General features: G+C 73.5%; 3 protein-coding genes and 1 pseudogene. 2 read left to right on the top strand and 2 right to left on the bottom strand.

Annotated elements, in window-relative coordinates:
* Both IMZ11_RS41760 and IMZ11_RS41755 read left to right on the top strand, forming a co-directional pair.
* On the top strand, window positions 1-2,322 hold a 2,322-nt coding region (locus IMZ11_RS41760), incomplete at its 5' end, for a heavy metal translocating P-type ATPase (protein WP_308066910.1).
* A 128-nt stretch (window positions 2,323-2,450) separates the two neighbouring features.
* On the top strand, window positions 2,451-2,804 hold the full coding sequence (locus IMZ11_RS41755; RefSeq protein WP_061255713.1) for an STAS domain-containing protein: 354 nt from the start codon (window positions 2,451-2,453) through the stop codon (window positions 2,802-2,804).
* A gap of 39 nt (window positions 2,805-2,843) precedes the next feature.
* On the opposite strand, the gene IMZ11_RS41750 is transcribed toward IMZ11_RS41755, so the two are convergent.
* Window positions 2,844-3,206, bottom strand: a complete 363-nt coding sequence (locus tag IMZ11_RS41750) for a DUF5335 family protein (protein ID WP_228648996.1) — start codon at window positions 3,204-3,206, stop codon at window positions 2,844-2,846.
* Window positions 3,207-3,306: 100 nt separating this feature from the next.
* Window positions 3,307-5,424 (bottom strand): annotated as a pseudogene (locus tag IMZ11_RS41745) (hypothetical protein); the annotation flags it as partial.

The following is a 5,424-nucleotide window of genomic DNA, read 5'->3' as shown; positions in this document are numbered from 1 at the left end:
GGGGGAGGGGCATTCACCTCGGGGGAGGGGACGGACGTGAGACGGTTCGGCCTCATCGCACTGCTCGTCGTGACGATCGGCGCGTTGTTCGCGGGCGGTGCCTTGTACCTGTTCGGCGCCGTCGGCGCGGCCGACGTGGCGTGGACCGTGGGGATCGTAGCCGCCCTGTTCCCCGCCGCCTGGTGGGTGATCTCGGCGCTGCGGCACGGCAGGTTCGGCGTGGACGCCATCGCCGTGCTCGCCCTGGTCGGTTCCCTCGCCGTGCGGGAGTACCTGGCGGGTGCGCTGATCGGCGTCATGCTCTCGACCGGCCAGGTCCTGGACGACTACGCGCTGCGCCGGGCCCGCCGTGACCTGACGGCCCTGTACGAGCGCGCGCCGCGTACGGCACGCCGCTACGACGACGGAACGCCGCACGTCGTCCCCGTCGACGACGTACGGCTCGGCGACCTGCTGCTCGTCCCGAGCGGCGAGACGGTTCCGGTGGACGGCGTGGTGCGGCGGGGCGTCGCGCTGCTCGACGAGTCGGCGTTGACCGGGGAGTCGCTGCCGGTGGAGCACTCCGAGGGCGAGAGCGTACCCAGCGGCGTCGTCAACGCGGGCGCGGCCTTCGACATGTGCGCGACGGTGACCGCGGCCGAGAGCACCTACGCGGGCGTGGTGCGGCTGGCCCGCGAGACGGAGGCGGACAGCGCCCCCATCGTGCGGCTCGCCGACCGGTTCGCGGCCTGGTTCCTGCCCGCGACGCTCCTGGTCGCCGGGCTGGCCTGGCTGGTCTCCGGCGACCCGGTCCGCGCGGTCGCCGTGCTGGTCGTGGCGACCCCCTGCCCGCTGCTGCTCGCCGCGCCCGCCGCCATCGCCTCCGGCCTGTCCCGTACGGCACGGCACGGTGTGGTGGTGAAGGGCGGCGGCGCGCTGGAGACCCTCGGCCGGGCGCGCACGCTGGTGCTGGACAAGACCGGGACGCTCACCGTCGGCCGGCCGCAGGTGGTGGACATCGTTCCCGCCCCCGGCCGGGACCGCGACGAGGTCCTGCGGCTGGCGGCCGCCGTGGACCAGATGTCGTCGCATGTGCTGGCCGCGGCGATCGTCCGTACGGCCCGCGAGAGGGGCCTCGCCCTGCCCGCGCCCGGCGACGTGCGGGAGGAGCCGGGCTCGGGCACGACGGCGCTCGTCGAGGGGAGCAAGATCCGCGTCGGGAAGGCGCGCACGGCGTCACGCTCCCCCTGGGAGGACGCCCAGCGGGCCAGGGCCGCGCTCGACGGGGCGATGACCGTCTGGGTGACCGTGGACGACCGGGTCGCCGGTGTGATCCTGCTGCGGGATCAGGTGCGCGGCGACGCCGGGCGCACGCTGCGGCGGCTGCGCACGGCCGGGATCGACCGGGTGGTGATGCTCACCGGGGACCGGGCCGAGGTCGCGGAGAGCGTCGCCACGGTGCTGGGGGTGGACCAGGTGCTCGCCGAGCGCAGCCCGGCCGGCAAGGTGGAGGGGGTCAGGGACGAGGTGCGGCGGGCCACGACCGCGATGGTCGGCGACGGCATCAACGACGCGCCCGCGCTGGCCGCCGCCGACGTCGGCGTGGCGATGGGCGCGCGCGGCTCCGGCGCCTCGGCGCAGGCCGCCGACGTGGTGCTCACCACCGACCGGATCGACCGGCTGGCCGACGCGATGGACGTCGCCCGCCGGTCGCGGCGGATCGCCGTGCAGAGCGCGGGCGTGGGCATCGGGCTGTCCCTGGCCGCCATGGTCGTGGCCGCGCTGGGATACCTGCCCCCAGCGGGCGGCGCCCTGCTCCAGGAGGGCATCGACGTGGCCGTCATCCTGAACGCGCTCCGGGCGCTCACCCCCGGCCTCGGCGCGCGGCGGCGGATGAACGGCCGCACGGACGCCCTGCTCCGCCGGTTCGAGAGCGAGCACGCCGAACTGCGCCCTCCCCTGGAGATGATCAGGGACGTCGCCGACGAGCTCTCCTCACCTCCGGCGCCGGACACCCTCGCCCGGCTGCGGCGGGTTCACGACTTTCTCATCCAGGAACTGCTGCCCCACGAGCACGAGGAGGAGCAGCGGCTCTATCCGGCGATGGGCGAACTGCTCGGCGACCCAGAGGCGACGGTGACGATGAGCAGGGCGCACGCCGAGATCGACCGGCTGGTCACCCGGCTCGGCCGGCACATCGAGCTCGCGGAGCCCGACGGCCCGCGTCCGGGGCAGCTCGACGACCTGCGGGCCTGCCTGTACGGCCTGTACGCCGTGCTGACCCTGCACTTCGCCCAGGAGGAGGAGGCGTACTTCTCCCTCGCGACGAGCTCCCGCGAGTGAGGCCGCCCCGTGGCGACGGCGCGGCCGGGCGCGGGGTCCGGCCGGGGCGCAGAGCTTGATCATCTTCTGGGCGGCCGGGTCGTACAATTGCCAACGGGCCGGGTCCTTCACCTTGGGAGGTGGAGCGCGTGCGTGACTTCCGTGTGTCGGTCTCGCCGCACCCGCCGTTCACGGTCGTGAGCGTGATCGGTGAACTCGACGTGCTGACCGAGCCCGAGCTCCGCGAGCAGGTGGAGCGGACCCTCGACAGGGAACCGTCGTGTCAGCTGCTCTTCGACTTGACCGCGTTGCGGTTCATCGACAGTTCCGGCATCCGGGTCATCCTCGACTGCTACACGCGCACCCGCGGCTCGGGCGGGGGCGTGACGGTGTGCGGGCTGAGCCCGCACATCCAGCACCTGTTCACCATCCTCGGTCTCACCGTCAGGATGAACATCTATCCCACGCTCGCCGCCGCGCTCAGCCACGCCGTCGGCGAGTAGCCCCGTCGAGCCGGACGGCCCGGTTCACCGGATCTCGGGTCACCGGATCTCGGGCCGGAGGTGGAGGGTCACCAGCGTCTGCGTCCCGTCCTCGTCCTCGATGTCCAGCGCCCACGGCGTCCCCGGAATCGACGACGTCGTGAGGATCCGCCGCGGCCGCGTGACGGCATGCCGCAGCACCACCGGATACTTGCTGTCACGCCCGCCCAGGCCGACGGAGAAGCAGTCGTCCTTCTCGTCGTACTCCAGGTAGGCGAGCGGGAGCTTCGCGGCCTCCACCTGGTCCCCGAACGCGCGGTCCAACACCTCGACGGTGACGTCGGCACCCTCATAGTCCTTGGTCAGCATCTCGAAGAAGCTGTGCCATTGCGCGCGGGGAAGCTCGGCTCGCTGCTCGGTCATCTCCTGGCTCCTTCGGCTCGCCTCACTTCATGCTGATCACGCCTCGGATCCGTCACATCACCCGATCGGGTAGGACTCGGTCACGAATGGTCCACGCGGATCACCGCCGGTACACCGCGTCGTCCCCCGGGCTGGTGTGGATCAGGCGTCTGGCCGTCGCGGTGACGTCGTCGCGGCTCAGGCTCGCGCCCATGGCGACCGCCTCCGCATAGGTCTCCTCCGGCAGGGCGGAGCGTACGGCGGCGACGTTGCGCGGGCCGTCCACCGGGTCCATGGCCGCGGGGGAGTAGCCGACCCGGCCGCCGATGGCCTCCACCGCGCCGAGCAGCACCGCGCCCTCCATCGGCTGTCCCGCCATGCCGAGCGCTCCGGCCAGCACGTGCACGCACGCGAGCCAGCTGGTGACGTCCAGTCTCCGGTCGAGCTGGACGACGCCGTGCGCCGCCTGGCGGATCGCCCGCTCCGCGTCGCCCAGGTCCATGGACACCTTGGCGGCGATCCACCACGAGGAGACGGACGCCCAGTCGTGCCCGCACAGGTCGGCGATGTCCGCGGCCTGGATCAGCTGGGCGGCGGCGAGCCGGAAGTCCCCCGTCGCCCTGGTGATCTGGCCGCGGATCATCATCATCTCCGCCTCGATCCACGGCAGGCCGACGCTCGGGATCAGCCGGGCCGCCTCCTGGATCAGTTCCTGCGACCGCCCCGGGTCGCCGGTGAGCTGCTGGAAATAGGCCCGGTACGGCAGGGCGCGGGCGACGACCTCGATCTCGCCCGTCCGCTCCCCCTCCTCCGAGGCCTGGACGACGTCCTCGTTGCCGCCGAAGGCGTCGCCCACGAGGTAGCGCAGCATGGCCCGGCCCACCAGCGCCTGCGCGCGCCCCGGATGGTCGGCCCCGGCGGCGTCGAGCGCCCTGGTCAGCCATCCGATGCCCTCGTGCCCGTGTCCGGTGCGGTACCAGTACCAGGACAGGGCGCAGGCGAGCCGCAGCGCGGAGTCGACGTCGCCCGTCGCCATGGCATGGCCCAGCGCCGCGCGCATGTTGGCCTGCTCGTGCTGGAGCCGGCGCATCCAGACGTCGGCGTCGAACGACCTCAGCCGCCGGTTCGCGGTTTCGGCCAGCTCGTTCGCCCAGGCGACGTGCCGGTCCGCCCAGCGGCGCCGCTCGTCGCCGGTCAGCAGGCGCTCCGCGTACCGTCTGATCGTCTCCAGGATCCGGTAGCGCCGGGGGGAGCCCGTGGCCTCGGCCGCGACCAGCGACTTGGCGACCAGGGCGCTCAGGCTCGGCAGCACGCGCGGCCGGTCGGTGAGCCACTGGGCGGCCTCCAGGTCGAAGCCTCCCTCGAACAGGGCGAGGCGGGCCAGGAGTTCCCGCTCGCCCTCGGTGAGGAGGCGGACACTCGACTCGATCACCGCCTCCAGGTCGCGGTGCCGTGCCGGGGCCGTACGGGACCCCGTGGAGAGCAGGTCGAAACGGTCGGCGAGGCCGTCGGCGATCTGTTCCAGCGACAGGATCCGGGTCTGCGCGGCGGCCAGTTCGATCGCCAGCGGGAGCCCGTCGAGGGCATGGCAGATCCCCGACACGATCTCCCGCTCCGAGCGGCGGGGCCGCCAGCCGGGCCGCAGGGCGAGCGCGCGCTCGACGAACAGCTCGACGCCGGCGCCGTCCGGGTCCAGCGGGGGTATCTCCCAGGTGACCTCTCCCGTGATCGCGAGGGCCTCCCGGCTCGTGGTCAGCAGCCGCAGGCGCGGACAGCGCGACAGCAGCTCCTCCGTGAGGGCGGCGACATCTCCCACCAGGTGCTCGCAGTTGTCGAGGACGAGGAGGATCTCGCGGTCGCCGATCGCGGTGGCCAGCTCCGCGGTGCCCCGCACGAACGACGCGCCCATGGCCGCGCCGATGACGTCGGGCAGGAGCTCCGGGTCGGTCAGGTCGGCGAGCAGCACGGCCCACGGACCCTCGCCCGCGCCGTGGCCCCTGGCCGCCTCGAACGCCGCGCGCGTCTTGCCGGACCCGCCGGGCCCGCTGATCGTCACGAGCCGATGGGACTCCAGCAGCTCCCTGATCGCCACCACGTCACCGTCGCGGCCGATCAGCCTGGTCAGCGGAACCGGGATCGACGAGCCCGCCGCGGAGGAGGAAGAGGAGGGGATCCGTGGGATATGGGGTGCCGCCGCGGGGGCGGGCGCGGCGGTGGAGGAGGAGGCGGTGGAGGAGGC

It is taken from the genome of Microtetraspora sp. AC03309, assembly GCF_020826795.1.
Lineage (GTDB): Bacteria > Actinomycetota > Actinomycetes > Streptosporangiales > Streptosporangiaceae > Microtetraspora > Microtetraspora glauca.
Note: the sequence above shows the minus strand (reverse complement) of the source record. Positions and strands in the feature narration are given on the sequence as shown.